At 64.2% G+C, this 25,481-nt stretch carries 27 protein-coding genes; 11 read left to right on the plus strand and 16 right to left on the minus strand.

Annotated features, from left to right (window positions below):
- Window positions 1–196: 196 nt before the first annotated feature.
- Entirely contained in the window at window positions 197–682 is a 486-nt protein-coding gene (locus AB6802_RS22800) for a hypothetical protein (RefSeq protein WP_371012434.1), read from the plus strand.
- 188 nt (window positions 683–870) lie between these two features.
- On the opposite strand, the gene AB6802_RS22805 is transcribed toward AB6802_RS22800, so the two are convergent.
- On the minus strand, window positions 871–1,125 hold the full coding sequence (locus AB6802_RS22805) for a hypothetical protein (RefSeq protein WP_371012435.1): 255 nt from the start codon (window positions 1,123–1,125) through the stop codon (window positions 871–873).
- A gap of 216 nt (window positions 1,126–1,341) precedes the next feature.
- On the opposite strand from AB6802_RS22805, the gene AB6802_RS22810 reads away from it, so the two are divergent.
- Window positions 1,342–2,841 carry a helicase HerA domain-containing protein gene (locus AB6802_RS22810; RefSeq protein ID WP_371012436.1) on the plus strand — a complete coding sequence of 500 codons (1,500 nt, stop codon included), beginning with the start codon at window positions 1,342–1,344 and terminating at the stop codon, window positions 2,839–2,841.
- Between the two features lie 170 nt (window positions 2,842–3,011).
- On the opposite strand, the gene AB6802_RS22815 is transcribed toward AB6802_RS22810, so the two are convergent.
- The 8 genes from AB6802_RS22815 to AB6802_RS22850 form a co-directional block, all read right to left on the minus strand.
- Entirely contained in the window at window positions 3,012–3,998 is a 987-nt protein-coding gene (locus AB6802_RS22815) for an ABC transporter permease (protein ID WP_371012437.1), read from the minus strand.
- Window positions 3,995–4,981 carry an ABC transporter permease gene (locus AB6802_RS22820; protein ID WP_371012438.1) on the minus strand — a complete coding sequence of 329 codons (987 nt, stop codon included), beginning with the start codon at window positions 4,979–4,981 and terminating at the stop codon, window positions 3,995–3,997. Before AB6802_RS22820 ends, AB6802_RS22815 begins: the two co-directional genes overlap by 4 nt.
- The gene (locus tag AB6802_RS22825) at window positions 4,978–6,516 is read right to left on the minus strand and encodes a sugar ABC transporter ATP-binding protein (RefSeq protein ID WP_371012439.1); all 1,539 of its coding nucleotides are present in this window, start codon (window positions 6,514–6,516) and stop codon (window positions 4,978–4,980) included. Before AB6802_RS22825 ends, AB6802_RS22820 begins: the two co-directional genes overlap by 4 nt.
- A 201-nt stretch (window positions 6,517–6,717) precedes the next feature.
- Entirely contained in the window at window positions 6,718–7,752 is a 1,035-nt protein-coding gene (locus AB6802_RS22830; RefSeq protein ID WP_371012440.1) for an ABC transporter substrate-binding protein, read from the minus strand.
- A gap of 73 nt (window positions 7,753–7,825) precedes the next feature.
- Window positions 7,826–8,737, minus strand: a complete 912-nt coding sequence (locus AB6802_RS22835; protein ID WP_371012441.1) for a sugar phosphate isomerase/epimerase family protein — start codon at window positions 8,735–8,737, stop codon at window positions 7,826–7,828.
- Window positions 8,738–8,755: 18 nt separating this feature from the next.
- On the minus strand, window positions 8,756–10,291 hold the full coding sequence (locus AB6802_RS22840) for a mannitol dehydrogenase family protein (RefSeq protein WP_371012442.1): 1,536 nt from the start codon (window positions 10,289–10,291) through the stop codon (window positions 8,756–8,758).
- Window positions 10,288–11,070 carry an SDR family oxidoreductase gene (locus tag AB6802_RS22845; RefSeq protein ID WP_371012443.1) on the minus strand — a complete coding sequence of 261 codons (783 nt, stop codon included), beginning with the start codon at window positions 11,068–11,070 and terminating at the stop codon, window positions 10,288–10,290. Before AB6802_RS22845 ends, AB6802_RS22840 begins: the two co-directional genes overlap by 4 nt.
- Window positions 11,071–11,141: 71 nt before the next feature.
- Complete coding sequence (locus tag AB6802_RS22850) at window positions 11,142–12,041, minus strand: MurR/RpiR family transcriptional regulator (RefSeq protein ID WP_371012444.1); 900 nt, start codon at window positions 12,039–12,041, stop codon at window positions 11,142–11,144.
- A gap of 265 nt (window positions 12,042–12,306) precedes the next feature.
- Between AB6802_RS22850 and AB6802_RS22855 the strand changes: the two genes are divergently transcribed.
- Window positions 12,307–13,491 (plus strand): Gfo/Idh/MocA family protein, encoded by a 1,185-nt coding sequence (locus AB6802_RS22855; RefSeq protein ID WP_371012445.1) that lies wholly within the window; start codon window positions 12,307–12,309, stop codon window positions 13,489–13,491.
- 31 nt (window positions 13,492–13,522) lie between these two features.
- Here AB6802_RS22855 and AB6802_RS22860 read toward each other — a convergent pair whose 3' ends face one another.
- From AB6802_RS22860 to AB6802_RS22875, 4 genes are all read right to left on the minus strand, one after another.
- Complete coding sequence (locus AB6802_RS22860) at window positions 13,523–14,035, minus strand: hypothetical protein (RefSeq protein WP_371012446.1); 513 nt, start codon at window positions 14,033–14,035, stop codon at window positions 13,523–13,525.
- A gap of 119 nt (window positions 14,036–14,154) precedes the next feature.
- Complete coding sequence (locus tag AB6802_RS22865) at window positions 14,155–15,000, minus strand: carbohydrate ABC transporter permease (RefSeq protein WP_371012447.1); 846 nt, start codon at window positions 14,998–15,000, stop codon at window positions 14,155–14,157.
- Window positions 14,997–15,887 (minus strand): carbohydrate ABC transporter permease, encoded by an 891-nt coding sequence (locus AB6802_RS22870; protein ID WP_371012448.1) that lies wholly within the window; start codon window positions 15,885–15,887, stop codon window positions 14,997–14,999. The genes AB6802_RS22865 and AB6802_RS22870 overlap by 4 nt, the downstream gene beginning before the upstream one ends.
- Before the next feature lie 28 nt (window positions 15,888–15,915).
- The gene (locus AB6802_RS22875; protein ID WP_371012449.1) at window positions 15,916–17,208 is read right to left on the minus strand and encodes an ABC transporter substrate-binding protein; all 1,293 of its coding nucleotides are present in this window, start codon (window positions 17,206–17,208) and stop codon (window positions 15,916–15,918) included.
- Window positions 17,209–17,529: 321 nt separating this feature from the next.
- On the opposite strand from AB6802_RS22875, the gene AB6802_RS22880 reads away from it, so the two are divergent.
- From AB6802_RS22880 to AB6802_RS22910, 7 genes are read left to right on the plus strand one after another with little or no spacing between them, the layout of a single operon-like run.
- On the plus strand, window positions 17,530–18,801 hold the full coding sequence (locus tag AB6802_RS22880) for an extracellular solute-binding protein (protein ID WP_371012450.1): 1,272 nt from the start codon (window positions 17,530–17,532) through the stop codon (window positions 18,799–18,801).
- A gap of 53 nt (window positions 18,802–18,854) precedes the next feature.
- Window positions 18,855–19,769, plus strand: coding sequence for a carbohydrate ABC transporter permease (locus AB6802_RS22885; protein WP_371012451.1), 915 nt, complete (start codon window positions 18,855–18,857; stop codon window positions 19,767–19,769).
- The gene (locus tag AB6802_RS22890; protein ID WP_371012452.1) at window positions 19,766–20,605 is read left to right on the plus strand and encodes a carbohydrate ABC transporter permease; all 840 of its coding nucleotides are present in this window, start codon (window positions 19,766–19,768) and stop codon (window positions 20,603–20,605) included. Before AB6802_RS22885 ends, AB6802_RS22890 begins: the two co-directional genes overlap by 4 nt.
- Window positions 20,602–21,342, plus strand: a complete 741-nt coding sequence (locus tag AB6802_RS22895) for a PIG-L deacetylase family protein (RefSeq protein WP_371012453.1) — start codon at window positions 20,602–20,604, stop codon at window positions 21,340–21,342. Before AB6802_RS22890 ends, AB6802_RS22895 begins: the two co-directional genes overlap by 4 nt.
- Window positions 21,339–22,214, plus strand: a complete 876-nt coding sequence (locus tag AB6802_RS22900; protein WP_371012454.1) for an ROK family protein — start codon at window positions 21,339–21,341, stop codon at window positions 22,212–22,214. The genes AB6802_RS22895 and AB6802_RS22900 overlap by 4 nt, the downstream gene beginning before the upstream one ends.
- The gene (locus AB6802_RS22905) at window positions 22,211–22,981 is read left to right on the plus strand and encodes a GntR family transcriptional regulator (protein ID WP_371012455.1); all 771 of its coding nucleotides are present in this window, start codon (window positions 22,211–22,213) and stop codon (window positions 22,979–22,981) included. The genes AB6802_RS22900 and AB6802_RS22905 overlap by 4 nt, the downstream gene beginning before the upstream one ends.
- A gap of 20 nt (window positions 22,982–23,001) precedes the next feature.
- Window positions 23,002–23,793: a sugar isomerase domain-containing protein gene (locus AB6802_RS22910; protein ID WP_371012456.1), complete on the plus strand. Its 792-nt coding sequence runs from the start codon at window positions 23,002–23,004 to the stop codon at window positions 23,791–23,793.
- A gap of 51 nt (window positions 23,794–23,844) precedes the next feature.
- On the opposite strand, the gene AB6802_RS22915 is transcribed toward AB6802_RS22910, so the two are convergent.
- The 3 genes from AB6802_RS22915 to AB6802_RS22925 form a co-directional block, all read right to left on the minus strand.
- Entirely contained in the window at window positions 23,845–24,015 is a 171-nt protein-coding gene (locus AB6802_RS22915) for a hypothetical protein (protein WP_371012457.1), read from the minus strand.
- Window positions 24,016–24,060: 45 nt separating this feature from the next.
- Window positions 24,061–24,468, minus strand: a complete 408-nt coding sequence (locus AB6802_RS22920) for a hypothetical protein (RefSeq protein ID WP_371012458.1) — start codon at window positions 24,466–24,468, stop codon at window positions 24,061–24,063.
- Between the two features lie 76 nt (window positions 24,469–24,544).
- Window positions 24,545–25,147: an alpha-ketoglutarate-dependent dioxygenase AlkB gene (locus AB6802_RS22925; RefSeq protein WP_371012459.1), complete on the minus strand. Its 603-nt coding sequence runs from the start codon at window positions 25,145–25,147 to the stop codon at window positions 24,545–24,547.
- A gap of 101 nt (window positions 25,148–25,248) precedes the next feature.
- Here AB6802_RS22925 and AB6802_RS22930 point away from each other — a divergent pair, with 101 nt between their 5' ends.
- Window positions 25,249–25,464, plus strand: a complete 216-nt coding sequence (locus AB6802_RS22930) for a KTSC domain-containing protein (protein WP_371012460.1) — start codon at window positions 25,249–25,251, stop codon at window positions 25,462–25,464.
- Window positions 25,465–25,481: the final 17 nt, after the last annotated feature.

Genomic DNA, 25,481 nt, shown 5'->3' on the forward strand with positions numbered 1-25,481 from the left:
GTCGGCGTGATCCTCATAGAGCTTCTGTTGGAAAGCAACATTTTTTCGAATTTCATGTTGCTTTATTACAAAAGCCTGAGCATCTTGCGCCGCAAAACCGTTGCGACGGACGGTGCACGCCGTTTGTTTTACGCAATTCCGGACGGAAAAACGCCACGCACTTTTCCCCGGATTGCTTGAGAGAGGGATAGCCGGCATGACCTTCGACAAGAACCCGTTTCCGGAAGGCGATGCCGATCGCCATGCGTTGTGGGAAATGCTGGTGCGGCGCGACATCGACGCTTTCCTCGGCCAGGACTGGTCGATGGTCGAGGATGATTTCATCGCCGAAAGCTTCTTCGGCATGCACGCGCATTTCCTCGCCAATGCCGATGCCTGGCGCCTGCAATTCCCGAGGCTGGATGTCTATCGCGACGAATGGCTGCGCCAGGCCAAGGAGACGGCGGCGACGACATTCGCCGAGCCGCTGCGCGAGGCCATCTTTCGTGTCACCAATTTGCGCGACATCGACGTCGATGGCGATCGCGCGGTGTTGCACAAGAAATTCGACGGTTCGATCGCCAAGGCCGACGGCAGCGTCGACAGGCTGAAATGGCAGACGCTCTATTTCTGCCGCAAGGTCGGCGGCCGCTGGAAGATCGCCGGCTTCGTCGGTTACATGCCGCATCCCTTGGGAAGCTAGCGGATCTGTCGATATTCAGGTGAGGCCGGCCTGCAAGTGGCGTCTTCCTGTGCTTCCGGTGCTCGCGTACCGTAGTACGCTCCGCGCCGGTTCTCGGAAGTCACCACTTTCGACTCGGCCTGACCTGAATCTCAACAAATCCTAGTGCGCGACGACCCCGAAAGAGGCAACCATTTGCTAGAGGCACACTAAGCAAGCCTTGCCGAGCGTTCGTCCGGCGAGCGGTGGTCGAACACGACGCCCATGGTCTTACCAATTGCCGCCATGACAATGAGCTCGATCAGATGGTCGTCACTGTCCCCGCAGGCCGGATCGGATCTGCGGATGGCATCGAGCATGGCGCGGGTCGAGACGGTGTCGCCGGCGCGGAATTTCGAAAGAGCAGACGAAACAAGATCTTGAACCGTCGGATCGATGACGGGTACTTCCGCAGCGACGTTCATTGGCTTCCTCCTGCCAAGAACCCTCCCGGGAGCAATGATACGCCGATGGCCGGCGCGCGCCAGTGAAATGGTGGTCCGACCAGAGCGATTGCCGACAACCTGCCGCCAACTGGTCGATAGATGTGGAACATCGCCCGTCCGGCTCCGGCGCGCTCGACGCATCGTCCTCGGGTTGATAACCCCGTCCGGGCGTAGAGATTAACCCCGAGTCGAAATATGACCGTTGCGATCGAGATGGGGCAGACGTCGGCCGGTGGGCCGGCGGCCCTTGACCTTGAGGAATTGCTGGCGACCCGCCTGCTGGTGCAGGGCAATTCGGGCTCCGGCAAGTCGCATCTGTTGCGCCGGCTGCTTGAACAGAGCGCGCCCTGGGTCCAACAAACCATCATCGATCCCGAAGGCGACTTCGTCTCGTTCGGCGAGCGTTACGGCCATCTGGTGATCGACGCCGAGGAGCATACCGAACGCGGCCTGCAGGCGGCTGGCGAACGGGCGCGCATCCACCGCGTCTCGACGGTGCTCAATCTCGAAGGGCTCGACGCCGAGAACCAGATGCGCCGCGCCGCCGCCTTCCTCGGCGGGCTGTTCGACGTCGCGCGCGACCATTGGTATCCGATGCTGGTGGTGGTCGACGAGGCGCAGCTTTTCGCACCGGCGGTGGCCGGCGAGGTTTCGGACGAGGCGCGCAAGCTTTCGCTCGGCGCGATGACCAATCTGATGTGCCGTGGCCGCAAGCGTGGGCTTGCCGGCATCATCGCCACGCAGCGCCTGGCGAAGCTTGCCAAGAATGTCGCGGCGGAAGCCTCAAACTTCCTCATGGGCCGCACCTTCCTCGACATCGACATGGCGCGCGCCGCCGACCTGCTCGGCATGGAGCGGCGGCAGGCGGAGGCTTTCCGCGATCTCGAGCGCGGGCATTTCATGGCGCTCGGTCCGGCCTTGTCGCGCCGTCCGCTCGGCGTGCGCATCGGCCAGACCGAAACCAGCCCGCGCAACGGCACGCCGCGACTGATGCCGATGCCCGGGGCAGCACTTGAGGATGCGCGCGCGATCATCCTGGCGGCGCCGCCGCCGGATGCGGTGAGGCCGCAACGGCGGCCTTCGCCCGATCTGCTCGACCAGTTGATGGCGGCCAAGGCCGCGCCGATGGACATGCGTCCCGGGCCGGCGGAGCCGCTGCCGAGCGCGGAAGATCTCGCCGAGCGGCGCGAGCGGATGGACCGCATCCTGCGCGCAATCCTGGCCGAGCCCGACGCCGGGTTCCGCGTCATCGGCGTGCTCTACCAGGAGTTCGTGGTCCGCTGCCGCATCGAAGGGCTCGCGTCCGTGGTGCCCGACTTGTCCGAATTCCGCCGCATGCTGACCCGCGCCCGCGCCGGTGTCGGTTCCGACATGGCCGAGGACGACGCCTGGCGGGATGTTTCTGTACGCGCCTCGCTGCTTCCCGAGGATATGCAAGGCGTGTTCATGATGATCGCGCGGGCCGCCAAGGAAGGCTGGCCGTGTCCGAGCGATGCAGCGATCGCGCGCGCCTACGGTTCGCACTCGCTGCGCCGCGCGCGCCGGCTGCTCGACTACATCGAGGAGCAGGGCCTCATCGTTTGCCAGGTCGATGGCGCCGGTCGGCGCACGGTGACGCTGGTGGAACTCGCCTGGGCGACGTCGCCAGGCGATCCGAATGCGGGAGAGGCAGAGCAAGGAAGTTCAGCCGCATAGGCGCTGCACACTTCTGGGCGAGATGCATCAGAAGTCTTGGTTCCAAAGCCGCCTGAAGTGCAGCTGCCTTTACCAGCGTGCCGAGAAACCTGTTCACTTCGGTGAAAGCCGCAGGCTGAATTCGAGCGGCCACCCGGTCCAAGCAGGCATTGCGTCAGCGCCTTCGCCCGCTATCGCTCGTCCACGATCCGCAAATAGGCCGCTGTCACGAACAGAACGATCAGTCCGAACAGGATGCGGCGGCCGCCTTCGGGCATTTGCAGGATGGTGAGCAGCGTCGTCAGCACGGTCAGGATCAGCGCGCCGATGATGGTGCCGGCGTAGCCGCCGCGGCCGCCGAAGATCGAGGTGCCGCCGATGACGGCGGCCGCCACCGAAGGCAGCACCAGCGGCTCGGCGAGCGACAGCGACGGCGCCTTGATCAGGCCGATATAGAGCAAGCCGGTGATGCCGGCGAGCAGGCTGGAAAGCACGTAGAGCGCGGTGATCACCTGCCAGTAGCGCACGCCGGACAGTCGCGCGGCGCGCTCATTGTCGCCGACGGCGTAGAGCAGGCGGCCGAAGCCGGTGCGGCTCAGCATGAAAACGATCAGCACCGCCACCGGCACGAAAAGAAGAAGCGCGTTGGGAAAGCCATAGGTGACGCCAGTGCCGAGCCAGCTGAGAAAGTCGGGGATTTTCGCGCCGGAGGCGATCACCGTACGCTGGTAGACCTGGAGGAAGCCGGTGCCGATCAGGCTGGTGCCGAGCGTCATGATCAAGGGGTGTACCCGAAACACGCCGACGCCGATGCCGTTGACGAGGCCGATCAGCACCGCCGGCAGCATGGCGATGAGGAATGCCACGGCCGGGTCCTGGTTGACGATCTGGGTCGCCATGATGAAGGCGCTCATCGTCGCCACCGTGCCGACCGAAAGGTCGATGCCGCCGGTCAGCATCGTCATCGTCTGGCATCCCGCAAGGATCGCCAGCGGGATGGCGAATTTTGCCGTGTTGGCAAGCCAGCGCTCGTTGACGATGCCGGGGCGCAGGATCTGCAGGATCACCACAAGAATGATCAGCAGGATGATCAACGGGATGAGCGGCCGGTCCGCCATGAAGCGCTTGACGCGGCGGCCCAGCGAGACGGGCGGGGGCATGATTACGCTGTCGGTCATGACGTTGCTCCCACTGGCCGGCCGCGAATGGTGATGAAGGCGCCGAACATGACGACCACCACCATGATCAAGCCCTCGATGATGGCTGTGACATTGGGATCGATGGCGAGCAAGGTCAGGTCGGTGCGCACCAGCCTGAGCACGAAGACGGCGATGATCGGCCCGAGCAGGCCGCCCTTGCCGCCGCCGAGCGCGACGCCGCCCAGCACCACGGCCGCGACGCTGGCGAGCAGATAGGGGCCTGGGATCGGCGCGCCGATGCCGGTGCTCATGGTCAGCGCCAGGCCGCCCATCGCCGCGAACAGGCCGGACAGCGCATAGGCGATGACGCGGGTGCGGGCGACCGGCACGCCGCTGCGGTAGGCAGCAAGTTCGCTGGAGCCGATGGCGTAGATGGACAGGCCGAGGCGCGAGCGCCTCAGCGGAATCCAAATGATGCAAAGGCAGACAACGAGCACCAGCAGCGCCTTGGGCAACCAGGCATCGATGTTGTCGGGCAGGCCCGGTATCGGCACCGTGCCGGATATCATCGCCTTCAGCCATTCGGCTGCCGCGCCGCCCGGCGCGTCGAGCACCAAGAGGGCAGCGCCTTGCAGCACGAACAGCGTGGCCAAAGTGACGACGATATCGGGAACGCGGGTGACGACGATCAGCAGGCCGTTGACGGCGCCGAGCACGAAGCCCATGGCAAGCACGAAGGGCACGACGAACAGCGCATATTCCTCGCTGGCGCCGTTCATCATCGAGGCGGCGGTCACGCTGGTCAGCGCCATCATGGCGGCGACCGACAGGTCGATGCCGCCGGCGATGACGACAACGGTCTGGGCAGCGACGGCGAAGGCGTAGGGCAGGACCGCCCGCGCCAGCGAGCCGAAATCGCTGCTGCCATAGCCGGGCTGGATCAGCTTGGTGACGATGAACAGGACGATCAGCAAAGCGAAAAGCCCGGCGACCCAGCCCTGGTTGCGCAAGAGGTGGCTCACGATGCGGCCTCCGTATCCGCCCTGACATCGGCAAGGATGCCGATATCGGCCTTGGCGCCACGCGGCAGGCCATAGGCGGCGCGCATCAGCGCCGGCTCGTCTGCCTCTTCGACCGGGAAAGTGTCGACGACGCGGCCGCCGAAGATGACGATGACGCGGTCGCAGACACGCTGCACCTCTTCCATCTCGGATGTGTAGAACAGCACCGACTTGCCTTGGCCGGCGAGCTCGCGCAACAGCTTGTAGATCTCCTGCTTGGTGCCGACATCGATGCCGCGCGTCGGGTCGAAGCAGAGCAGGGTTTTTGCATTCGCCGCGATCCAGCGGGCGATGGTCACCTTCTGCTGGTTGCCGCCGGACAGGCGCTGCACCTCGCCTTGTGCGCGGGTGTCGATCTGCAGCCTGGCGATGGCGCTGGAAACCACCACCTGCTCGCGCCGCATGCGGATCGGGCCCCATTTGCGCAGTGTCGCGCTGAACGGCAGCGCGATGTTCTCGCGTACCGAGCGCTGCATGGCCAGCGCCTCGGTGCGGTCTCCCGGCACATAGGCGAAGCCGGCCTGGATGGCGTCGCTCGGATGCGAGAATTTCGCCGGCGCGCCATCGACCGCGATCGTGCCGGCGGCCGGCCGGATCGAACCGGCAAGGGCTGCGAAAAGTTCGTCCTGGCCCTGGCCCTCGAGCGCGAAGACGCCGACGACCTCGCCATCGGCAAGATCGAAGGAGACATCGTTGAGCTTGGCGCCAAGCTGCAGGTTGCGTACCGAAAGCCGCGGCCGGCGATCCTTTGCCGTGGCGGTTTCGGCTGCCATGCGCGCGGCGACGCGGGTCTTTTCGATGCGGGCGCCGAGCATCATCTCGACGATCTTTTCCTCAATGCCCGGTTCGATGTCGACAACGCCGACTGTGGCGCCGTCGCGCAGCACCGTGGCACGGTCGCAAAGCGCCGAGATCTCGACGAAGCGGTGCGAGATGAAGATAACGGAGCGGCCGGCGTCGCCCTGGCGGCGCACGACCCCGAGCACTTTCTCGGCAAGGTTAGCCGGCAAAGCGGCGGTCATCTCGTCGAGCAGCAGCACGTCGGGCTCGACGGCAAGGGCGCGCGCCAGATCGAGCACGCGCAGGATCGCCAGGGGGATATTGCGAGCGGTCTCGCGGATATCGAGGTCGGGAATGCCGAGCTCACGCACCCAGGCGCGAAAGGGCTCGACCGGCGTGCCTGTAAGCCGCAGATTGGACAGGACGTCGAGATCGGGGATCAGCGACGGTTCCTGATAGACCGGCACCAGGCCGGCGCGGCGGGCCGCAGCAGGCGAGCGGACATCGAGCTGCTTGCCGCGGATCAGGATGCGGCCGGCATCGGCGCGGATGGCCCCGGTCAAAATCTTCACCAGCGTCGACTTGCCGGCGCCGTTGGCGCCCATCAGCGCATGGACTTCGCCCGGCAGCACGGAGAGCGACGCGTTGCGTAACGCGGCAACAGCGCCGTAATTCTTGGCGACGCCGGTGGCGTCGAGGAGAGGGTTGGTGGTCAAAGCGTTCTCGATCCAGAGCTCTTCACCATTTCATGGAAACGGCGAACCGGCTCTATCCCTTTGTTTTTACGCAACTCCGGACGGAAAACCGCTCACACTTTTCCTGGAATTGCTCGAAGCTCAAACTATGCGTGCCAAATGAAATGGCAAGGACGCCAGACCTTGGTCCGGCGTCCTCGCGTTTCCGTTCGGATCAGGCGCTTACTCGCCCGGGCCCTTGCAGGCGATGATCTGGTCCTTGGTGTAGGTCGTCCAGTCAGGAATAGAGATCGAGACCGGCCATTCGGGGCTGAGCGAGGGGTCGACGACGCTCTTCAGCTTGGCCTTGCCCGCGTCGCTGGCGTTTTCCCAGAGCTCCGGATTGACCAGGACGGTCTGCTGCGCCGGCTTCTTGCCGTCGAGGATCTGCAGCGCCAGCGTCACGCCGGCGCCACCGATCGAGCCGGGGTTGGTGACGGCAGCGCCGACCAGGCCCTTGACCGAGCTGAGCTGGCCGACGAAGCCGGCATTGTCGGCGCCGACAACCGGCACCATCGGCGCCTGCTGCTCGACCAGCGCGTCGACGATGACGTTGTCGATGCCCGAGGTCCAGATGCCGTTGATCGGCGTGCCGGTGGCGAGGAAGGACAAGATCTGCTGCTTGGCCTGGTCCTGCTGCCAGCCGGTGAAGACTTCCTGCGCCACCTTCACGTCGGGGAATTCGGCCAGCGCCTTCTTGAAGCCTTTGTCGCGATCGCTGTCGGCCGAAGCGCCGGCAGCGCCGCGCATGTAGAACACTTCGCCCTTGCCGCCCATCTGCTGGAACAGCCACTTGGCGCCGAGATAGGCGTACTGCTCCTGGTTGTTGGAGATGATGTAGGCGGACGGTTCGGTCACCGCCTGATCGACGGCAACGACGACGATGCCGGCCTTGGTGGCTTCCTCGAGGCCTGCCTTGATGCCGGCCGGATCGGCCGGGTTGACGACGATGGCGTCGACCTTGGCGCTGATCAGGTTGCGGATGTCCTCGAGCTGGCCGGCGGCATCGGTGTTGCGGTGGGCGATGTTGAGCTTGGCCACCTCGCCGGAAGCCAGCGCCTGCGCCTTCATGGCGCAGATCATCTCCTCGCGCCAGCCATTGCCCTGCACCGTGTTGGAGATGCCGATCGTGTACTTGCCGGCGGCGACAGAGGCGCCCACCGAGGCGAGCAGGGAAGCACCCGCAAGGAGCGCGGCCTTGGTCAGATGTTTTTTCATTTCAGTTACTCCTCCACATTGATTTTCGTTGTTTAGTTCCGGGTTCCGATAGCGATCAGAACCAAGCTTTTCGTCATTTGATGAAAGGACGCAGCACATCGCGAGCCAACAGGAAGCCGCGCTTCACATTCTCGTCCGTCCCCTCGAAGCGGCGGTCCTCGTGCTCGATGATGACCGGACCGTCATATCCGGCGCGATAAAGGCCGGAAAAGATCCTGCTCCAGTCGATGTCCCCCAGCCCCGGCATGCGCGGCACCTGCCAGCCTATGCCGGCCGAAAGGATTCCGCGCTCGTACAAACCATCATGATCAATCATCAGGTCCTTGGCATGCACATGCAGCATGTGGCTGCCGAACTCGCGAATGAAGCGCTCCTTGTCGATCATCTGCCAGACGAGATGCGAGGGGTCGAAGTTCATGCCGACGTCGCCGCCCCAGGCTTCCAGGATACGGCGCCAGATGTAAGGCGAGTAGGCGATGTTGTGCCCGCCCGGCCATTCGTCATAGCTGAAGATCATCGGGCAGTTTTCAAAGGCGAGCTTGACGCCATGCTCGCGCGCATGGGCGATAATTGCCGGCCAGGCTTTTTGCGCGTCTTCCCAATTGGCGTCGATGGTCTTCGAGGCATCGCCGCCGCAGAAAGTGTTGACCAGCGAAACGCCCATGCGGCTCGCCAGCACGATCACCTTCTTCAGATGAGCGATCACCGCCTCGCGATGCGCCTGGTCGGGATGCAAGGGATTGGGATAGAAGCCGAGGCCCGAAATGGTCATGCCCCGGCCGGCGAGCTCGGCGGCGATGTCCTTGGCCTGCGCGGCCGGGATGTCCACATCGATATGGCTGGTGCCGGCGTAGCGGCGGCTGGCGCCTGAGGTCTTCGGCCAGCAGGCGATTTCCAGCGCCTCGAAACCGACCGAGCGCGCCCAGTCGACGACCTCGCCGAGCGGCGTATCCGGAAACGGTGCAGTGAGCAGTCCAAGCTTCATAATCCCTCCCGGTTGCTACTATGCAGATCGCGCCGGTTGCTTCAATCGGTCATCCGTTGGCTCAGCCAAGACTTGCCTGACAAAACCCATCGGATCGTCCGACAGCAGACCGTCAAGGCCGGCGACGACATGGGCGCGGAATACCCGGTTGGCGGCCAGAGCCGGGTCGAAGATCGCGTCGACGGCGAGGATCGCTTCGACAAGCGCCCCGATGTCCGAGCCGATGCGGTCGGCAATGGCGGCGATCTTGTCGGCGAAAGGATCGGACACCTGCCAGGCGCGACCGAAGCGCGCGGAAGCCTTGACCAGGTAAGCCATCCAGCCGGCAACCGGCACCGAGAGCAGCGCGATACTGTCGCCCTTTGCCAGGCGGTCGCGGATCGGGTTGAGCAGGCGCTGGACGATTTTCTGCGAACCGTCGGTGGCAATCTGGTGGTTGCGGTGATGGATCGCGGTGTTGGTGAGGCGCGACAGGCTTTGCTCAACATAGGCCGTCGGCACAATGCCGGGCACCGGCATTAGCGTCGGCAGGGTTTCTTCGGTCAGCATGCGGCGGACGAAACCGGCAAGCAGCGGGTCGGCGATCGCCTCGAATGTATGCTTGAAGCCGCTCAGAACGCCGAGATAGCTCAGCGTCGTCTGGGCGCCGTTCAACACCCGCATCTTGAGATGCTCGAACGGCGTGACATCATCGACGAAACTGGCGCCGACGAGGTCCCAGCGCGGCACGCGGCCGACGAAGCGGTTCTCGATCACCCATTGGCGGAAACGCTCGCCGATGACGACGGCGCTGTCGCGGTAGCCAAAGCGTTTTTCGACGGTATCGATATCGGCTTTGGTCGTCGCCGGCGCGATGCGGTCGACCATGGCCGAGGGGAAGGCGACATTGGCGGCGATCCAGTTCGCCAGAGTGGAGCCGCGTCGCTCGGCGAAGGTGCGCACGACATTGCCGAGGATGATGCCGTTGGTGGGAATGTTGTCGCAGGACAGCAGCGTCACCGGCCGGCCATGCGAGGCCATGCGCAGTTCCAGCGCCCGCGCCAGGATGCCGGGCACGCTGCGCGGCGCGTGCGGGTTGGCGAGGTCATGGACGATGTCGGGATGATCGAGATCGAGCGCGCCGCTCGACGGGATGTGGCAATAGCCCTTCTCGGTGACCGTCATGGTGACGATTTCGATCTCCGGCCAAGCGAGCACGTCTAACGCCGGCGCGGCGCTGTCCTGGCTGTCGACGACACGCACGATGCTGCCGATGATGCGCGCTTCCACGTCGTCGTTCTGACGGATCAATCGAGTATAGAGGCTGTCCTGCCGCCCAAGCGTCTCGGCAAGCGAAGGCGGGCGGATGTTGATGCCGATCAACCCCCAGCGGTCGAAATGGTGTTCGAGAAGGTCGTCGGTGTATTCGGCCTGGTGGCAGCGGTGGAAAGCGCCGACGCCGATATGCGCGATGCCGGGCCGCAGCGCGGCACGGTCGTAAGCCGGCTTGCGAACGTTCGGCGGCAACCGATCGAGCAGGGCAGGGCTTAGATGGTCGGCGGGCGAGGGGCTCACCGATTGGCTCCGATGACCCATTGCTCCTGATCGACCAGCGTGCCGGTCATCGGCCCGGCCGCGTCGGAGAGCAGGAAGACGGCAAGGTTGGCTATGTCGTCAACGGAGAACAGCCGGCCGAAGGGCTGCGTGGCGTTGGCGTCATCGAGCCAGCCCGGCCCCTGGCCAAGCGTATCGGCCTGCATGACGCGCTCGGCCGGCGTGTCTGTCCAGCCGACATTGATGCCATTGACGCGGATGCGGTCGAAGCGGTGCGCGTTGGCGGCGTTCTTGGTCAGCGTCGCCAGTGCCCCCTTGCTCGCGGAATAGACGGCAAGCTCGGGCGCGCCGCAATGCGCGTTGATCGACAGGATGTTGACAATAGCGCCACCCTGTCCGCGCTTCTTCATGTCGGCGATGGCTGCCTGCATCAGGAAGAAGGGTGCACGGGCATTGACGGCGAAAAGCGAGGCCCAGTCGTCGAGCGTTGCGTCGACGAAAGAGGCGCGGTCGGTGAGACCGGCGGCGTTGACCAGGCCGTCGATGCGACCGAAGCGCTCGACGCAGGCCTCTGCCAATTGCGCTGGAGCCTCGGCATCGCCGAGGTCGGCGGCGGCAAAGATCGCCGGAGCGCCCATGGCGGAAAGCTCCGCCGCGGCAGCATCGCCGCGCGCCCGGTCACGACCGGTGATCAGCAGGCCGGCGGCGCCGGAGCGCGCGGCAAGCTCCGCGATCGCGCGGCCGATGCCTTGCGTGGCGCCGGTGATAAGCACCACCTTGCCGTCGAGACGGACCTCCATTCCTCCTCCCGGAACAAAGTTTCTATTTTTTCAAATATGGAACGACAGTTCTTTTTAGTCAATCGTAGTCGTCAGCCTGTCCGGCGGGCGACGACGCCGTGGACCAAGGCCATGCCGACGGCTAGCGAGGCGGCGAGCGAGCGGAAGCCGCCAAAATCCTGCTCGACCACTTCCAACCAGGTGTCAGACAGCCGGACCAGCGGCGAAAACGTGCTGTCGGTGATGGTGACGATGCGCGCCTTGCGCTCATGCGCGACGGCGACCAGATCGGGCGTGATCGAATTGTAGGGGCTAAAGGAGACAGCCAGCACCGCGTCGCTCGGCGTGATGCAGCCGACCTGATCGAGCGCGCTCGAGCCGACATTGTCGACCAGCACGTTGCGCACTCCCTGCTGCGACAGCGTCAGCGACAGATAAGTGGTGACGGGGAAGGCGCGTTTGGAGCCGATGACGTAGATCAGATCGGCCGCCGACAGATGGTCGACCATAGCCTCGAAGGCGCCGATGTCGAAACTGTTGCCGATGCGGCTGAGCGAAGCCTGCGAGGCGCCGACCATGCCGTTGAGGAAATGCAGATCGGCGGTGGGTTCCGCCATCTTTTCCTGGCTGCCCTGCGTCTCGGGCCAAGAGCCTTTCATACGGTCCTTGAACAGGCTCTGGAAATCGGAAAAGCCGGCATAGCCGAAGATCTGCGCGAAACGGACAAGGGTCGACGGCTGCACGCCGGCCTGCGCCGCCACTTGCGCGATCGTGCCGAGCGCCACGTCGCTTGGATGCTGCCAAAGGTAGATGGCGACCTGGCGCAGCCGCTTGGGGAAATGCACCGTGCCCGAGGACAGCACCGCGCGCAGTTCCTCGTAAGTTTGCGGTTTGGTGTAACCCAATGCCGCCAGCGAGCGGCTTCGCTTTCTCGCCGCCGTCTCCAAACTATGCGTAGACGGCTTATCAGCCGCTCCGCGACGGCCGCTCATAAAACATGCCTCATGATTACCCCAACCATCGGATGCGTCATCCAGCCCCTGCCCTCCGGATGTGGCTCTTATGCTGAAGCATTATCCTTTCCGAAAACCGGTTCCCACTCTTCGGGATCATGCTCTAGCTGGACCTGGATAAAAAGCTAACGCGGCACAATCGTTTTACAAACGGAAAAATAGAAATATCATTCGAAAACAAGGGTCGACCTTAGTCGAAAGCTTACGGCAACCGCCGTCGCCAATCAGGAGAATAATCGTAATCATGGTCTATGCAACCGCTGATGGAATGTCGCGCCAACGGCTGCGGGTCGGCATGGTCGGAGGCGGCCGCAATGCCTTCATCGGCGCGGTGCACCGACTGGCGATGCGGCTCGACGACCAGATCGCGCTGGTCGCCGGCGCGCTGTCTTCGGATCCCGAGAACGCGGCTGTCTCGGCCGCCGAGATCGGCATTGCGCCGGAACGCAGCTATGCGGATTACCACGAAATGGCCAAAGCCGAGGCAATGCTGCCGGACGGCATCGAGGCGGTGGTCATCGTCACGCCCAACCATCTGCATGCGCCGATCGCCACCGCTTTCCTCGAAGCCGGGATCGACGTCATCTGCGACAAGCCACTGTCGACGACGCTTGGCGAAGCGCAAGCGCTGGTGGCGCTGACCAAGGCCAAGCAGCGGCGCTTCGTCGTTACCCTCAACAACACCGGCTATGCCATGGTCCGCCAGGCGCGCGAGATGGTGGCCGCGGGAGAACTCGGCCGCATCGTGTCGGTGCATGGCGCCTATATTCAGGATTGGCTGACCAAGCCGATCGACGCCGAGGGCCAGAAACAAGCGGAATGGCGCACCGATCCGGCGCGCGCCGGGCAGTCGGCAGTGCTTGCCGATATCGGCGTGCATGCCTTCAACCTGGCAAGTTTTATTTCCGGCTTTGAGGCCGAGGCTGTGTCCGCCGATCTGTTCACCGCGGTGCCCGGGCGGCGGCTCGACGACAATGCGCATGTGCTGGTGCGCTGGGCGGGCGGCGCGCGTGGCACGATCCTCGCCAGCCAAACCTCGCCCGGTCACTACAACGACGTCTCGGTGCGCATCTATGGCGACAAGGCAGGGCTAGAATGGTCGGGCTCGCGGCCGGAGGAATTGCGCTTCTCGCCCTATGGCGAGGAGACGCGCACGCTGGTGCGCGGCGGCCACGGTTCGACGGCGGAAGCGCGGCGCGTGTCGCGCATGCCGGCCGCGCATCCGGAAGGCTATATCGAGGCCTTCGCCAATTTCTACCGCGACGCCGCCGACATTATTCGCGCGCATCGATCGGGAAATGCCGTGGATGCCACACGTGCGGCGCAGGTGCCCGACGTGATCGACGGCGCGCGCGGTGTGAAGTTCGTGGCGGCGGCGGTGGAGTCGAATGCGGCGGATGGGGCGTGGACGCCAGCGCGATTTGAATAAGGGCAGTCGCACTCTTGACGGCTGGCCGAACTCAGCCTTCGATGGCCCCAAACGCAGTGTGATAAAGCTGCTTTGGTGAATCATGAAGCGCGCGCAGATCGAAGAGCAGAACCGTTACCTCCTGCGGCGCCAGCGCGAATTCCGCGAAGCCGCCGATCGTTACGCAGTCCTGGATGGCGTTCCCCGAAATCGAGGCGATCGCTGTCATAGGGTCAGTGGCAAAACCACTCTGGAAGGAGGTCCCCGGTTCAGCGAATTCCGTCGCGCGCGCGTCGAGGTCTGGCACGAGTGCAGCGATCTCGATCTGGCGGTGTGGGTCGACTCGCAACATCGGCTCGGCGAGTTGCGCCGCGCGGGAGCCGCCTCGCTGCGGCAGGCCTTCGAGGCAGGCGCTGGCATCAGCGTCGCCAGCCATCAGCTCGATATATTCCTGTTCGAGCCAGGCAGCGACCGATATCTCGGCCGGGTTTGTTCCTACAGCCAACGTCCGAAAACATGACTGCCTGGTTCCCGGCTGCGGAGCGATACCCTTCAACAAGCGCATCGCGGATTCCAAACTTACGCCAACATCCTGGCACCGGTCAGCTATTCGACGCTCTACCGGCGGGATGCCGGCTTGCTGCGTTCCGCGCTCGACTTGCCGAATGTCGATGATCCGACAAGCTAACCCTTGATCGCCGACCCCACGATCGAGTCGACGAAGAAGCGCTGCAGGAAGACGAAGAGCACCAGCGGCGGCAGCACGGCGAGCGTGGCGCCGGCCATCACCAGGCCGGTGTTGACGGCGCCGCGGTTGTAGCTGAGCAGCCGGCTCAGGCTGATGACGATCGGGTAGGCGTCGGCATTGCCCTGCAGCACGGTGAGCGGCCACAGATAACTGTTCCAGTGATAGACGAAGGCAAACAGCGCAAGTGCGGCGATCGCCGGTGCTATGCTCGGCGCAACGATCTTGAACAGGATGAGCAGTTCTGAGGCGCCGTCCATGCGGGCGGCGTCGATCAAATCGTCCGGCACGCCGGCGATGAACTGGCGCATCAGGAAGATGCCGAAGGCGTTGGCGAGATTGGGCACGATGATGCCGGCAAGGCTGGCGTTGAGGCCGATCGAGCCGACCATCCTGTAGAGCGGGATCAGTGTGACGATCGGTGGCAGGAACATGGTGGCGATCAGCAGCGCGAACAGCAGCGATCGGCCACGGAACTGGTATTTGGCGAAGGCGTAGCCGGCCATCATGCTGGTCAGCAGGATGCCGGCGGTGGTGACCGAGGCGATGACCAGCGAGTTCCACATCGAGCGTCCAAGATTGATGACGCCGGCGACTTTTTCGTAAGCTTCAAAGCTCGGTGTGCGCGGGATCCAGACCGGCGGCGTCTGCATGGTCTCGGCCGGCGTCTTCAGGCTGGAGAGCACCATCCAGGCGAGCGGGAAGGCGGAAGCCACGGCGACCAGCAGCATAGCTGTTGCGAGCAGCGCTTTGCGGCCCGAAGGACGCTTGCGCGGCGCGCTCATTGGCTGTCCTTCCGGTTGACAAGTGAGAACAGCGCCGAAACGCAGACGATCAACGACAGCATCAGCATCACCGCCATGGCCGAGCCGAGGCCCCCCTGCGCGCGTTCGATGCCGACGCGACGGATATGATAGGTGAGCACGTTGGTGGAGCCGACCGGCCCGCCTTGCGTGATCAGCGCCACCGGCTCGAACACCTGCACGGCGTTGATGATGGCGATGACGGCGCTGAACAGAAGCGTGCGGCGAAGCAGCGGCAGCGTAATGAAGCGGAACTGCTCTTGGCCGTTGGCGCCGTCGAGCTTCGCGGCCTCATAAAGGCTGCCCGGGATCTGCGTCAGGCCGGCGATCGCCAGCACGGTGAAATAGCCGACCTGCTGCCAGACGTTGAGGAGCACGATCGAAACCAGCGCCGAGCGCGGCGAGGACAGCCAGGGCTGCGGGCCGATGCCGATGAGCGCCAGCATTTGGTTTAGCGGGCCTTCGCTTGGCGAATAGAGTTTCGACCAGACCAGCGCCACCGCAATCATCGGCACCATGTAGGTGGAGAACAGCACCGTCCGCAGCGCCGTGCCGCCCGCGACGTCGCGCTGATAGACCAGAAGGCCGAAGATGACCGACAGCGGCAGGATGAGCACGACCGACAGCGCGGTGTAGACTGCGGTGTTGAGGAGGGCCGCCTGGAAGTCGCGGCCGACGGACGTCGGGCCAAAAATCTCGCGAAAGTTGCTGGTGCCGATGAAGCTCGCTTCGGAGAAGGGCGTCTGGGTCGACCAGTCGTGGAACGACAGCCAGATGGTGAGCAGCATCGGCACAAGCACGAACACGCCGATCAGCGTCACGGCGGGCGCAAGCATGATGCCCGCCGAGGCACGAAAAGCTTTGGCCATTCATCTGCTTCCGGTCAGAAACCCGAGCTTACTTCGCCGCGCGCTCCAGGATCGACGTGGCGTCGTTCTGGGCGTTCGCCTGCGCATCCTTGGCCGAGACCTGGCCATACTGCAACGCTTCGAGCGTCTGCTGCAGGGATTCGGAAAATTCCTGGCCGCCAAGCACGACAGGGAAGGGCCTTGCGTCGGCAAGCACCGAGACGTAGCCGGACAGGAATTCGGAGCCGAGCTTGTCCTTGTGCGCCGTGATGTCGGAGTTGCGCGACGGCAGGATGCCCATCGACATCAGGATGTCGGACATGGCCGAGGCGCCGTTCTTGCCGGACTTCGAGCTGTTCAGCCAGGCGAGGAATTCCCATGCCGCTTTCTGCTCGGCCGCGCCCGCCTTGGCGTTGACGACGGTCATCCAGGAATAGGAGATCGAATGCGGCTTGTCGCCGCTCGGGCCGACCGGGATGGGTGCTGTGGCGATGTCGGCGAATTTGTCGCCCATGCCGGTCTTCAGCGCGCTCTCCCACCAGTTGGCCATGATGATCATGGCGGTCTTGCCGGAGACGAAATTGTCGAGGAACGGGCCGGTGGTGTTGGCGTCGGCCGTGGCCATCGACGGCACGCTGGCGCCGGATTTGATCAGGTCCTCATAGAGCGCGAAGGTCTCCGCGGCTTCTTTCGAGTCCAACGCCGGCTTGCCGTCCTTGACCAGCTCGCCGCCATTGGAGACCAGCAACGAGGCGAAGGGATGGACGACGCCCGCCGCCCATGAGTTGATCATGCCGAAGCCCTGTTGGCCGTTGTCCTTGTTGGTGAGCTTGGCGGCGGTGTCCTTGAATTCGGCCCAGGTTTTCGGCGGCGCGGCGATGCCGGCTTCCTTGAACAGCGCCTTGTTGTAGTTCAACGCGTAGACGTCGATCTCGTTCGGGATGCCGTACAGCGCGCCGCCGACCGAGGCGGCGCTGACGACGCCCGCCGGCCAGGCGCTCTTGACGTCGCTTGCCACGGCATCGGGAGCGGGAGCGACCAGCTTGTCGCGCGCCAGTTCCGGCAGCCACAGATCGTAGATACCGCCGATCGTCGGCCCGTCGGCGCTGCCGCCCTGCGAGCGCAGCGTGGTCAAGAGATCGCCGAAGGGAACCGCGCGCACGGTGATGGCGACATCCGGATTGGCTTTCGAAAAATCCTTGGCCGCCGCCTCCAGCAAAGCCACCGTCTCGGGCGACCAATGCGTCAGATAGGAGATGTTGACCGATTGCGCCCAGCCGGTCGCGGGCAGGGCAAGCAATCCCGCGGCAAGGGTCAGCTTCGAGATCCAGGCAAGCGACATCGGCATCCTCCACACAAGCTGTGACACGAGCAATGACGTTATGACAAGTTTGAATGATGGCGCAAGCCCTAACCTATCGACTCTCTACCGGCGGTTTGCAGATCAGAAATCTTCGGCAGAGATGCGCTGAAGAATTTATATAACACCTTCAATATATTAATCCCTTATGACCTACCGATCTGGTGGCCGATTGGTGATCGCCGCCGACTTTCAGGCACTTGCGGTCGCCGTCATGTCGTTATAATGACTTGCCCACATGCGAATGACTCTCGCGCTGCGTTACTGCCGCGCGGCCTCAAAACGAAACTGGGAGAACTGGCAATGAGCATGCTTTCCATCCATCGGCGCGCCGCGTTCGGCCTGATCGGCGGTCTCGCCGCCGCTTGCGCCGGGCTGCTTACGGCGCTGCCGGCCCGCGCCGACTCGACGGTCACCCTGTGGAGCTGGCGCACCGAGGACGAGGCCGCGATGCATCGCATCTTCGAGGCCTTCGAAAAGAAGAATCCTGATATCAAGGTCGACATCCAGTTCACCCCCGATGCCGACTACCAGAACCGGCTGAGCACGGCGCTGCGCGGCGGCCGCGGGCCGGACATCGCCCAGCTCAAGGCCTATGGCGAATTGCAGCCCTTCATCGAAGGCGGCTATCTCGACGCGCTCGACGACAGCGTGACGGAATTGAAGAACATGCCCGATGCAGCACTTGGCGGCGCGCGCGGTCGCGCCGACGGCAAGATCTACGGCGTGCCCTATTCGGTGCCGATGATGGGTGTCTTCTACAACGAGGATATCTTTACAGCGCAAGGCATCGAGGTGCCGAAGACCTATAAGGATTTCGTCGCGGCTTGCGAAAAGCTCAAGGCGGCGGGCATCACGCCGATCGCCAATGGCGGCGCCAACGGCTCGGCCTGGGAGCTGGAGATCGGCGTCGGCGTCATCGGGCCGACGCTCTACGGCCCAGGCTTCTATGACGAGATGATGAGCGGCAAGGCGACCTTCGAGGATCCGCGCTATGTCGCGGCGTTGAAGCGCTTCGCCGAATTGAAGCCTTATTATTCCGACGGTTTTGCCGGCATCGACTACACCACCGCCACGCAGCAATTCATCGGCGGCAAGGCGGCGATGTTCTTCGGCGGCTCGTTCGAGAATGGCAGCTTCAAGGCGCAGAACCCGAAGCTGAAATTCTCGATCTTCCCGTTCCCGGCCGACGACGCTTCGGCGAAGCTCTACACCTCGGCTTTCTCCGACGGCTCCTACGGCCTGGTCGCCGAAAGCCAGAACAAGGAAGCCGCGATCAAGGTGCTGAACTACATGGCCTCGGCCGCGTTCGCGCAAGCCTTTGCCGACGAGCTCGGCTGGCCGCCGGCTCGTACCGATGTGACGGTGAAGGATCCGGTGCTTGGCAAGATGATGGAGATGGCGAAGAACTCGACACCTTATCTGACCCTGGTCGGTTTCCGCTGGCAGTCGCCGACCGCATCCTCGGTGCTGCAGTCCGAGATCATCGACATGGTCGAAGGCAATGTGACGCCCGAAAAACTGGCGGCCGACATGCAGGCCGCCGTCGCCACCTGGTTCAAGCCGAAGCAGTAAAGAGTGCCGGCCCGACCGCATCTCCACAGAGCACGATGACCAAGCCTCGCCGCATGACCAGCCTCCGGAGCACCCAGCAGCGCATGGCCGTACTGTTCATCCTGCCGGCCTTGGCCGTCTACGGGCTGTTCGTGCTCTATCCGCTGCTCCTGTCCCTATGGGGCAGCTTCTTCACCTGGAGGGGACTGCGCATCCAGGAGTTCGCGGGTCTTACGAATTTCTCGCGCCTGTTCGTCTTTCCCAGCGGCGCGCGGCTCTACGGCGCGCTCTGGCACAACGCGGCGTGGTTCTTCGGCATCATGGTGCTGCAGAACGGGCTTGGCCTGCTGTTCGCCTGGCTGCTCTTCCTGCGCGGCAGGGGGGCTTCCTTCTTCCAGTCGGTGTTCTTCTTCCCGGCGGTGCTCAGCCCCGTCATCGTCGGCGCGCTGTGGCGGCTGCTGCTGGCGCCGGGCGGCATTGTCGAATGGGCGTTGAACGGCCTTGGCCTGCATCAGGGCAGCCTGACGGTGCTCGGCAACAGCCGTACCGCCCTTGGCATGCTGATCGCCGTCGACGCCTGGAACTGGATGGGCCTGCCGGTGCTGATCTACACGGCGGGCCTCAGGCAGATTTCGCCGCAGGTGTTCGAGGCGGCGAAGCTCGACGGCGCCGGCAATGCGCGCATGCTCTACTCCATCGCGCTGCCGCTGTTGATGCCGGCGCTGGGTACGCTGACCACGCTTTCCTTCATCAACACCTTCAACCAGTTCGATATCGTCTATGTGATGCAGGGCGTGCAGGGTAACCCGAGCTATTCGACCGATACGCTGGTGACCTATTTCTACCGGCTCGCCTTCGGCGCAGAAGGGGCGGTCGGCATCACCGATATCGGGCTGGCCTTGGCGCTCGGCACCACGCTGTTCCTGATCTTGAGCATCGGCACGCTGCTGATGCTGCGCTTCTTCGACAAGCGGACGGTCGAGCTATGAGCGTGCTCGTTGTCCCACAGAAACTGGCGCGGCTGCCTGGCTGGATCATCTTGGCCGTGTGGACGGCGGCGGTGCTGTTGCCGCTCTACATTCTCGTCGTCTCCTGCTTCAAGACGACGGCGGAGATCTACGACAATCGGCTCGGCCTGCCGCAGAGCTGGGCGCTCGACAATTTCGTCCGCGCCTGGACGCGCGCCGATCTCGGCCACAACTTCGTCAACAGCCTGATCGTCACCGGCGGCGCGGTGCTGCTTACCATCATCGTCTCGGCGATGGCCGCCTATCCGCTCAGCCGCTACAAGCTTGGCTGGAACGGCATCATGCTCGGTCTGTTCCTCTCAGGCATCATGCTGCCGATCCGGCTCGCATCGGTCGAACTGTTCACGCTGATGCGCGGCCTCGGCCTGCTCGATTCGCTGACCGGTCTGATCCTGGTCTATTCGGCGATCCGCATTCCCTTCGCCGTCTTCATCTTCGCCAATTTCATGCGCGTGTTGCCGTCCGAGCTCGACGAGGCGGCGCGCATGGACGGCGCCGGCGAGACGCGCATCCTGTTCCAGATCGTGCTGCCGATGGTGAAGCCGGCGGTGTCGATCGTCGCCATCTTCACCGCGATCGCTGTGTGGAACGACATCTTCTTCCCGCTGATCTTCATCTTCGACGACCGCTACAAGACCGTGCCGCTGGCGATCAGCGTCTTCGTCGGACAGTTCCGCACCGATTGGGGCCTGGTGTTCGCCTCGCTGGCGATCTCGATGGCGCCGATCCTGATCATGTATTGTTTGCTCGCCCGCCAGATTCGAGAAGGCGTCGGCGCCGGGGGAGGCATGAAATGATCGAGGACAAGATCTACGCCGCGACGTCGATCCTGGTGGTCGGCGCGCATGCCTTCGATGCCGAGGTGATCGCCGGGCCGCTGGCTGCCACTGCTGCCAGGCGCGGTGCCTCGGTCACCTTCCTGCATCTGACCATGGGCGAGCAGGGTCATCCTTGCCTCATCCCCGCGCATTATTGCGCGCAGAAGGAAGGGGAAGCGCAAAAGGCGGCCGCACGGCTCGGGGTCAAAATGCGCAGCCTCGGTCTGCGTGACGCTTTCCTGCCGACCGACGACGATACGGCGCTGGAAGTCTGCGACGTCATTCGCGAGCTGAAACCCGAGATCGTCATCACCCATTGGCATGGCAGCTGGCACAAGGATCATCGCGCAGCGGCGCATCTGGCGCAGACCGGCATCTTCTTCGCCGCCCTGCCGACGATTGCCAGCGACCATCCGGTGCACACGCCGCAACTGCTTTTGTTCGGCGAGAACTGGGAGGACGATGACGGTTTCCGCCCCGAGTATCTTGTCGATGTCAGCGATGGTTTCGAGGCCTGGCACGAAGCGGTCATGGAATACGAGCTGGCACGGGGCCTCAGCAGCTTCCCTTATGTCGACTATTACAGCGCGCTCTACCGGCTGCGCGGCTGCCTGCGCGGCACGCGCTACGCCCAGAGCTTCGCGGCGGCGTCGCATTCCTGGAATGCCGGCAGCGGGTTGTTTTCGCCGCCATTCGGCAAAGGCCCGGCCCAATGAGGCGGGTTCTGGCCATCGATCTCGGCGGCACCAATCTGCGCGCCGCCATCTCCACCGGCGATGTCGGCGCGATGAAGGTGTTGAGCCATGAGCCGGCGCCGACAAGCCTCGACGCCTTCAGCGCTCGCATCGACGCGCTGTGTAGGGAGGCCGGATCGGTCGAAGCGCTCGGCCTCGCGGTGCCGGGTCTGGTCGAGGGCTCGGTCTGCTGCTGGATTCCCAACCTCTCTTTTCTCGACGGCGTCGATATCCAGGTGCTGTTTCCCGACTTGCGGGTCGCGCTCGGCAACGATGCGCAGATCGCGCTTTTGGCGGAGGCCGTCGCGGGCGGCGCCAGGGGCATGTCGGACGCGATCCTGCTGGCGATCGGCACCGGCATCGGTTCGGCGGTGCTGGCCAATGGCCGCATCGTTGCCGGCGCACATGGCGGCGCCTGCTCTTTCGGCTGGGCCTGCGCCGATATCAAGGACCATGGCGAGGAGCGCAGCGGCTGGCTGGAACGTGTCGCCTCAGGCCGGGCGCTCGATGCGCTTGCCGGCCAGATCGGGTTAGCCGACGGCCGCCAGCTGATTGCGGCGGCCAAGGCAGGTCAGATTGCCGCGCAGACCTTGCTTGAAGTGCCGGCGCGCCAGCTTGGCACCGCCCTTGCCGGTGCCGTCGCGCTGCTCGATCCGCAGGCGGTGCTGATTTCTGGCGGCCTGGCGGATGCGCTGGACGTGATCGGGCCGCCGCTGCTTTCGGCACTGCGACGGCAACTGCCGCCGCATCTGCGCGGCATCGAACTCAAGCCTGGGCAATTCGGCTCTCGCGCGGGTCTGGTTGGCGCGGCCCTGGCCGGGCAAGCGGGAAGCGGGTGGAGGCAAATAAGATGAGCGAAGCGAGTTTTCAGCAGCCGGACCGCAGGCGGCCGGAACCGCTGTGGTACCAGGTCGAGGAAGCGATCCGCGCGATCGTCAAAGGCGGCGAGTGGGCGACGGGCGACCAGATCCCAGCCGAGGACCGGCTCTGCGCGCTGTTCGGGGTCAGCCGCATCACGTTGCGCCATGCGCTGCGCAATCTGGAGGAAAGCGGCCTGCTGCGGCGCGAACACGGCCGCGGCACCTTCGTGCGCTCTACCACGCTGGTTGCCGGCACCCGCGAGCTCACCTCCTTCACGCAGGAGATGGGCAATATCGGCGTCGTCGCCGGCTCGCGGCTGCTCGACTGCAGCCTGACCGTAGCCAGTGCCGCCGCCGCGGGCGCGCTCGAGATCGAGGAGGGCGATGCTGTCGTGCGGATCCGGCGGCTCAGGCTCGGCAACAACGAGCCGATCGGCATCCAGACCGCGCAATTGTCGGCTGCGCGCGTCCCGGGCTTTCTCGATGCCGGTCTGCTCAAGGGCTCGCTCTATGAGGCGCTGGAGCGGCAATATGGCATCGTGCCGGTCGAGGCGCGCGAGAACTATCGCGTCGGCGCCGTCAGCGCTGCCGATGCCGAGCTGCTCGACCTGCCCGTGGGAAGCCCGGCCTTCGTGGTCGAGCGCATCACCGTCGATGAGCGCGGCCCATTCGAATTCACCGTCTCCGTCATGCGCGGCGACCGCTACGAGATCCGCTCGACGCTGCGCGCCGGCCGCATTTCGCCAACCCCAAGAAGCTGACACCAAACAGGAGTACCATCGTGTCCGATCTTTACATCCCCCGTCTCGTCGCCCTCATCGAGCAGGCATCGAAGGCCAATTCGGAAGCCTTCGGCCAGGCGGCGAGCCGTTTTGCCGATACGCTGGAAAATGGCGGGCTGGTCCATCTCTACGGCTCGGGCCATTCGGTGCTGCCGGCGCAGGAGATGTTCCCGCGCTATGGCAGCTTCGTCGGCTTCAATCCGCTGACCGACCCGCGCGTGATGTGGCACAATGTGCTCGGCGCCGGCGGCGTGCGCGAGCTTTTGTGGCTGGAGCGGACGGAGAAGTATGCCGAGAAATTTCTCGACCATCAGCCGCTCAACAAGGGCGATTCCATCATCATCTTCGGCCATAGCGGCCGCAACTCGTCCGGCATCGACACTGCGCTCTACGCCAAGAAACGTGGCATCTTCGTCGTCGCGGTGACCAGCAAGAACAATCTCGACAAGCCGGCCACGCACTCCTCGGGCAAGCGGCTGGCGGATGCCGCCGACATCGTCATCGACACCTGCTCGCCGATCGAGGACGCGGTGGTGCCGGTCGAGGGCTGGAGCCGGCCGGTCGCGGGGTCATCGACGGTGCTGGCCATGATCATGGCGCATGAGCTTTTGGCGCGCACGGCCGAGCAACTGTCGAAGCGCGGCATCGAACTGCCGGTCTTCGCCTCGCCGACCATTGCCGGTGTGACGCTGCATGACACCGACGTCATCTATGGCGTTTATCGCGAGCGCATGATCGAGGCGCAGAAGAAGCACCTGCCGACCTTCCAGGCGACGATGCGCGGGGAGTGAGCGATTGGTCGGGAGGCGCGCTCGGCGCCTCCTGCTTATCTTGAGCTTGCGCTAACCTCGGTCCCCATGCTTGGGCGGCGCGTCGTTTTCATCCGGGTTGGGCAGTGGCGCCTCGTCGGGCAACCTGTCCGGATCCGGTTCGCGCATCGGCTTCGGCTCGGGAATGGGCGGTGGATTTGGCACCGGGACAGGCGTCGGGTCCGGCGTCGGCAAGATAGCCATCATCCGGTCTCCTCTGGCATGGTTCGGGTTGCGGCTGTCGCCGAATCAAGCCGTTGTCTGGATGATCAGCGTCACGGTGCCGTCGCCGTCGATGTTGGCCGCCACCACTTGGCTTGAGTTCAAGCCATTGGCGCGTAGCGCTGACACCGCTTCAGGCGATGCGTCGACCGATTTCTGCAGCTTGACCAGGTCCTCGGCGGTGGTTCGGGTGACCACGTCCTCGGCTTGTGCCTTGATGTCGGCGGGCAAATCCTCCATCGCCACCACGACGATGTTGGTGATGTTCTGGCCTTCGTCACCGGTTACAGCCTGATCATCCGGTAAAGTCCCGTCCGGGATCGGCTGCTCCGCCGGCGGTGAAGCCTGAGGCAATTGCGGTCCAGCAAGCTGAGCCTTTGCCGGGTGTGTCAGAGCCAGCGCTGAAAGCGCCAGGACGATCGTCAGGGTTCGCATATGCTGTCCTTCCGTATCGAGGATTGACGAGAAACCCCTCGCTCGGGCGATGGTTCCCATCGCAGCGCCCAACCGCTCAGCTGGCGCGCAGCGTTCTGAACGTGACGGAGTAGCGGTGGTCCGCGACCGGCGGGATGCTGTGTTCCCAATCGTGCCTTGCCGGACCGGCCATGAGGTAGACCGATCTCGGCTCGACCTCGATCGTCTCACGCTGCCAAGTCGTGCCGTTCTTACGGCGCAGCCGGAAACTGCAAGGTGCCAAGAGCGAGACCCCCGCGACGAGTTCGAAATGCGGCTTGTCGCGATGCCAGCCTATGCCGGCGCCGGGCCGATATTCGTTGATCAGGACCTGTGCGAATTCGGCGGCAGGCCTGCCTGCAAAGCCCGCGACCTTGTCGCGAAGCGACAGCAGGAAGTCGGGTACCGGCGGCGCTTCCACAACCTGGCGGCGCTCATAGTCGTAGCGCAGGCCGAAGCCGACGACCTGCCTGTTGGCCAGGTGGCCATGGAAGTCGAACGGCTTGAAGGTCAGGCTTTGGATGTGACCGGCAAGGTCTTGCTCTTCGCTTCGGCTGATAAGGTCGGGCTGATAACGGAATCCCTCCGGGACGGCACTCGAAACGCCGAAAAGATCATCCTGCTGGCCCGGCGGTGCACGTCTGGGTTTGGCTGATGGCATACGATGTCAGATAGGGGGCCCGGCCGTTTCCTCAAGTACACTCCCGGTGACGGAACCTGGCAGTCGCGAGGGAATTACGTGGACGAAGCAGGATGCCGGACATGCCCTCCACTGCCATCCGCAACATGCATTACGATCCTTCGAGCAGGACCTTGTCGGTCTGGTTCGTCCCAAGCGGCGACCGCTATGACTATGAGGATGTGGAGCCTGAAACGTATGCCGCGTTCAAGGCAGCGCCGTCAAAGGGCCGCTTCTTCAATGAATCTCTTCGCGATCGTTACCGGTTTCGCCTCGTCGAGCACGGACTTTCGCGTTGAACCCGCCCTCCCGCGCT

The organism is Mesorhizobium sp. RCC_202, assembly GCF_041355295.1.
Lineage (GTDB): Bacteria > Pseudomonadota > Alphaproteobacteria > Rhizobiales > Rhizobiaceae > Mesorhizobium.

Bases quoted from the DNA above. Each gene is read 5' to 3' on its own strand.
- AB6802_RS22800 (WP_371012434.1), top strand. From the start codon at position 197: ATGACCTTCGACAAGAACCCGTTTCCGGAAGGCGATGCCGATCGCCAT.
- AB6802_RS22805 (WP_371012435.1), bottom strand. From the start codon at position 1,125: ATGAACGTCGCTGCGGAAGTACCCGTCATCGATCCGACGGTTCAAGAT.
- AB6802_RS22810 (WP_371012436.1), top strand. From the start codon at position 1,342: ATGACCGTTGCGATCGAGATGGGGCAGACGTCGGCCGGTGGGCCGGCG.
- AB6802_RS22815 (WP_371012437.1), bottom strand. From the start codon at position 3,998: ATGACCGACAGCGTAATCATGCCCCCGCCCGTCTCGCTGGGCCGCCGC.
- AB6802_RS22830 (WP_371012440.1), bottom strand. From the start codon at position 7,752: ATGAAAAAACATCTGACCAAGGCCGCGCTCCTTGCGGGTGCTTCCCTG.
- AB6802_RS22835 (WP_371012441.1), bottom strand. From the start codon at position 8,737: ATGAAGCTTGGACTGCTCACTGCACCGTTTCCGGATACGCCGCTCGGC.
- AB6802_RS22845 (WP_371012443.1), bottom strand. From the start codon at position 11,070: ATGGAGGTCCGTCTCGACGGCAAGGTGGTGCTTATCACCGGCGCCACG.
- AB6802_RS22850 (WP_371012444.1), bottom strand. From the start codon at position 12,041: ATGAGCGGCCGTCGCGGAGCGGCTGATAAGCCGTCTACGCATAGTTTG.
- AB6802_RS22855 (WP_371012445.1), top strand. From the start codon at position 12,307: ATGGTCTATGCAACCGCTGATGGAATGTCGCGCCAACGGCTGCGGGTC.
- AB6802_RS22860 (WP_371012446.1), bottom strand. From the start codon at position 14,035: ATGCGCTTGTTGAAGGGTATCGCTCCGCAGCCGGGAACCAGGCAGTCA.
- AB6802_RS22865 (WP_371012447.1), bottom strand. From the start codon at position 15,000: ATGAGCGCGCCGCGCAAGCGTCCTTCGGGCCGCAAAGCGCTGCTCGCA.
- AB6802_RS22870 (WP_371012448.1), bottom strand. From the start codon at position 15,887: ATGGCCAAAGCTTTTCGTGCCTCGGCGGGCATCATGCTTGCGCCCGCC.
- AB6802_RS22875 (WP_371012449.1), bottom strand. From the start codon at position 17,208: ATGTCGCTTGCCTGGATCTCGAAGCTGACCCTTGCCGCGGGATTGCTT.
- AB6802_RS22880 (WP_371012450.1), top strand. From the start codon at position 17,530: ATGAGCATGCTTTCCATCCATCGGCGCGCCGCGTTCGGCCTGATCGGC.
- AB6802_RS22885 (WP_371012451.1), top strand. From the start codon at position 18,855: ATGACCAGCCTCCGGAGCACCCAGCAGCGCATGGCCGTACTGTTCATC.
- AB6802_RS22890 (WP_371012452.1), top strand. From the start codon at position 19,766: ATGAGCGTGCTCGTTGTCCCACAGAAACTGGCGCGGCTGCCTGGCTGG.
- AB6802_RS22895 (WP_371012453.1), top strand. From the start codon at position 20,602: ATGATCGAGGACAAGATCTACGCCGCGACGTCGATCCTGGTGGTCGGC.
- AB6802_RS22900 (WP_371012454.1), top strand. From the start codon at position 21,339: ATGAGGCGGGTTCTGGCCATCGATCTCGGCGGCACCAATCTGCGCGCC.
- AB6802_RS22905 (WP_371012455.1), top strand. From the start codon at position 22,211: ATGAGCGAAGCGAGTTTTCAGCAGCCGGACCGCAGGCGGCCGGAACCG.
- AB6802_RS22915 (WP_371012457.1), bottom strand. From the start codon at position 24,015: ATGGCTATCTTGCCGACGCCGGACCCGACGCCTGTCCCGGTGCCAAAT.
- AB6802_RS22920 (WP_371012458.1), bottom strand. From the start codon at position 24,468: ATGCGAACCCTGACGATCGTCCTGGCGCTTTCAGCGCTGGCTCTGACA.
- AB6802_RS22925 (WP_371012459.1), bottom strand. From the start codon at position 25,147: ATGCCATCAGCCAAACCCAGACGTGCACCGCCGGGCCAGCAGGATGAT.
- AB6802_RS22930 (WP_371012460.1), top strand. From the start codon at position 25,249: ATGCCCTCCACTGCCATCCGCAACATGCATTACGATCCTTCGAGCAGG.